General features: G+C 51.7%; 5 protein-coding genes. 1 reads left to right on the forward strand and 4 read right to left on the reverse strand.

Annotated features, from left to right (window positions below):
- From O6944_11005 to O6944_11015, 3 genes are all read right to left on the reverse strand, one after another.
- Positions 1-1233: mercuric reductase (locus O6944_11005; protein MCZ6719663.1), on the reverse strand; the 1233-nt coding region annotated here is incomplete at its 3' end.
- Positions 1234-1668: 435 nt separating this feature from the next.
- Positions 1669-1791, reverse strand: coding sequence for a hypothetical protein (locus tag O6944_11010; protein MCZ6719664.1), 123 nt, complete (start codon positions 1789-1791; stop codon positions 1669-1671).
- Between the two features lie 86 nt (positions 1792-1877).
- Positions 1878-2537, reverse strand: a complete 660-nt coding sequence (locus tag O6944_11015) for an ATP-dependent Clp protease proteolytic subunit (GenBank protein MCZ6719665.1) — start codon at positions 2535-2537, stop codon at positions 1878-1880.
- A 104-nt stretch (positions 2538-2641) separates the two neighbouring features.
- On the opposite strand from O6944_11015, the gene O6944_11020 reads away from it, so the two are divergent.
- Positions 2642-2848 (forward strand): hypothetical protein, encoded by a 207-nt coding sequence (locus O6944_11020; protein ID MCZ6719666.1) that lies wholly within the window; start codon positions 2642-2644, stop codon positions 2846-2848.
- A gap of 31 nt (positions 2849-2879) precedes the next feature.
- Here the strand turns inward: O6944_11020 and O6944_11025 are convergent, their stop codons facing one another.
- A complete protein-coding gene (locus O6944_11025; GenBank protein ID MCZ6719667.1) occupies positions 2880-3167 on the reverse strand; it encodes an integration host factor subunit beta in 288 nt (95 codons plus the stop codon).
- Positions 3168-3236 lie beyond the last annotated feature (69 nt).

The raw sequence follows: 3236 nt of genomic DNA on the forward strand, positions 1-3236 counted from the left end.
ATCGGTATCCGCATCCACGATGGCCTTCATAAAGCCTCGGGTCTCGCCGACATCCATTGCTCTGAGCACCATAGCCATGGGAAGTCTAGCGACTCGAATGTTGCGCCCTTGAGCTCGGGCCTCAGTCTCGGTCAGCCCAACCCGACCGAGTTGGGGATCGATGAAGGTGGTATTGGGCACCACACGGCCCCTGGTGGTGGCATTGCCGCCTTCAAGCAGATTGGTGCGAAGGATGTAGTAGTCGTTGTAGGCAACATGGGTGAAGGCTGGCTCACCTTTCACATCGCCCATAGCGTAGACGCCTGGAGCGCTGGTTTCCAGCCGCTCGTTGACCTGGATGGCACCACTCTCGTCGGTCTTGACACTCGCCGCCGCCAGATTGAGCCGCTCGGTGCGGGGTACCCGACCCGTGGCCGCCAGCAAGTGCGAGCCAGTTAGCGTGCGTCCCTCTTCCTCCGGCGTGTTGACGAGCAACTGAATCCCGTCGTTTGCGGTTTGTTCTGCTTTGATGGCATTGGCTTCCAGCAGCACTTCTATGCCATCTTCCCGCAGAATGTTAGCCACTTCCTCGGCGACATCCGGATCCTCCCGTACCAGTAACTGCTTCCGCGACTGGACAATCGTCACCTGGCTACCAAAGCGACGGAACATCTGGCTAAATTCTACGCCAACGTAGCCGCCACCGAGGATCAGGAGGTGTTCGGGAAGGATGTCCAACTCCATAATGGAGGTGGAATCCAGCGTGGGCACGCTATCCAGCCCCGGTATGGACGGCTTGCTCGGTCTGGCACCGGTGTCGATTAAAATCGTGTCGGCGGTGAGCTGCCGGACGCCACCACCGTTCAGGCGTACTTCTACTGACTTGGGATCGGTAAAGCTGGCCTCACCCCGGAACAGGTCCACCCCCTCGGCCCTCTCAACCAAGTCCTCGGCGAAGCTGCGAAGCCCTTTCACCACATCCTGCTTGCGTTGCTGCACTCGTGCCATGTCAACGGTGACCGGGGCGGTATTGGCGCCGTAATCGGCTGCCCGGCGGGCCACATAGGCCACCCGGGCGCTGGCGACCAGGGTTTTGGTAGGCATACAACCCACATTGACACACGTTCCCCCCACATGCTCGCGTTCGATGAGGGCCGTTTTCCAGCCAGCTTGAGCCAAGGTAGGGCAAAGACGGGATACGGCAGCGCTGCTGGCCCCGATTACGATAGCGTCATATTTCTGCTGAGTTGTCATGATATAAGACTCCTTTCTCTTGGACTTGTATCATTTGCGATATCACGATAGCGAGATAACGTTAAAACGTTGCCCGGCGGCGCGACACTCGCTGCCATGGTGCACTAGAACGCAAATAACCACAGCAAATTACGGAACAGCACAACGAATGATTTTCAATAACCCTTTAATTGAATTGTTGTTTCGTGCCGTGGGCTATCGTGGTTTTTTGTTAAACTAGGACTGAAAATTCCTGTGTCGGTGGTTCAATTCCACCCCTGGCCACCTTTTAATTTATTTACTTCCCGCAGCTTACCTAGGTCTTGTTTCTCGCCTGCTACTGCTCTGTTTATTTCGTCGCGATTGAAAGTCCGCTTACGGCCAAAAGCGGACATTCGCATTTATTAAAGGCCGTTTGAGCGATTTATTAGCTGGCCTACCGGCGGCCACAATTGATTATTCTTTAACGCGCATTTCGATGTCGGTTCCGTCCTTAGAGTTGATTCGGTCGTAAATCATTTGGTTTTCTTTGATCACGTCGAACGCCTCTTCTTGAATCTCGGGAGATACGTTCTTCATGCTGACCGGGTTAATCGGCGGAATCGGACGTTGGGACGGTGTTGGCCAAGCATCATCGATCGGTGCAACCGTACACCAATTGGTCATCACACCAATTGCGGTTTCTGTTTCCCCGTGACTGAACGTTGTTCGAGAACTTCATCGATAAATCCATACTCTATGGCCTCTTGCCCATCCATGAAATGATCCCGCTCGGTGTCAGCATGGATCCGCTTCGTTGTTTGCCCTGTATGTTTGGCTAGAATTTTGTCTAACTGATTACGGTATCTCAGGATCTCCCTTGCATGAATTGCCATATCCGAGGCCTGTCCCTCGATACCTCCCAGGGGTTGATGCAGGATGATCCGCGAATGTAGCTGACAGTATCGTTTCCCTGGTGCACCACCAGCAAGCAGTAACGACCCCATACCGGCAACCTCACCGATGCACAGGGTACTGATGTCTGGACTGATGAACTGCATGGTGTCATAGATTGCCATCCCTGCGCTTATTGAGCCGCCGGTAGAATTGAGATAAAAATGAATGTCTTTGTCAGGATTTTCAGATTCCAGGTAAAGCAACTGTGCAACTATCAGATTAGCGGGCTCGTCCAAGAGTGGACCCACCAGGAATATGACTCGTTCCTTAAGCAGTCGGGAGTAAATATCATAGGCGTGTTCCCCCCGCGCAGTAATCTCTATGACCGTTGGTATTAGGTCAAGTGCCCGGATGTCGCTGCAGCTTTCTTTGTTTGGGAACTCTATCATCAGTCCGTATTCAACCGTTCAGAAGGCGATACCATAGCATCATTGATGATCCAATTTCATAGAGCTTAACGTACGCATACATTTCATTATAAAATACCTCGACTATGAACAATAGTCGGGGTCTCAGAGCCTATATGGCGGAGCACAAGCTCTCCTATAAGGATGTGGCACGTCTCTGTAATGTGACAGTTCCTACAGTCGTCAAGTGGCTTCACTCGGAAACATCTGCCGAATACGAGGAAATGCCGACCAACTCATTAGATATGTTTGTGAAAAAGCTGTCCCGAGGTTGGGTTAAGAAAGAGGATTAAGTTACAAATTCAAAGGATAGTCGAGTAGCGGCTATCTCCGCTTGTTATTGACTCTCTCACGTAGCTCCTTGCCTGGTTTGAAATGCGCGTGGTACCGACCGGATAGCATGAACTCCTTACCCGTTTTGGGATTACGGGCCAACCTGGGCGGAACGTAGTGTAGTGAAAAACTGCCAAAGCCACGTATTTCGATACGTTCTCCTGAACTTAGTGTCTGAGTGATATGTTCGAGCATAACCTCCACTGCCAGTTTCAAGTCTCTTATCGGAAGGTCGGGGAATTTCTCAGCCAGTCTGTCAATCAACTCAGATTTGCTCACAGATCCTTCAATTATTTTCATGGTGTAACATCATTCTACTACGTGTCTTGATTCTGCTAATTCAAGGCT

The organism is Gammaproteobacteria bacterium (assembly GCA_027296625.1).
In the GTDB taxonomy this organism is placed as follows: Bacteria; Pseudomonadota; Gammaproteobacteria; order JAKEHO01; family JAKEHO01; genus JAKEHO01.

Coding starts and splice junctions, on each gene's coding strand:
- O6944_11015 (MCZ6719665.1), bottom strand. CDS start 2,537: ATGATAGAGTTCCCAAACAAAGAAAGCTGCAGCGACATCCGGGCACTT.
- O6944_11020 (MCZ6719666.1), top strand. CDS start 2,642: ATGAACAATAGTCGGGGTCTCAGAGCCTATATGGCGGAGCACAAGCTC.
- O6944_11010 (MCZ6719664.1), bottom strand. CDS start 1,791: ATGAAGAACGTATCTCCCGAGATTCAAGAAGAGGCGTTCGACGTGATC.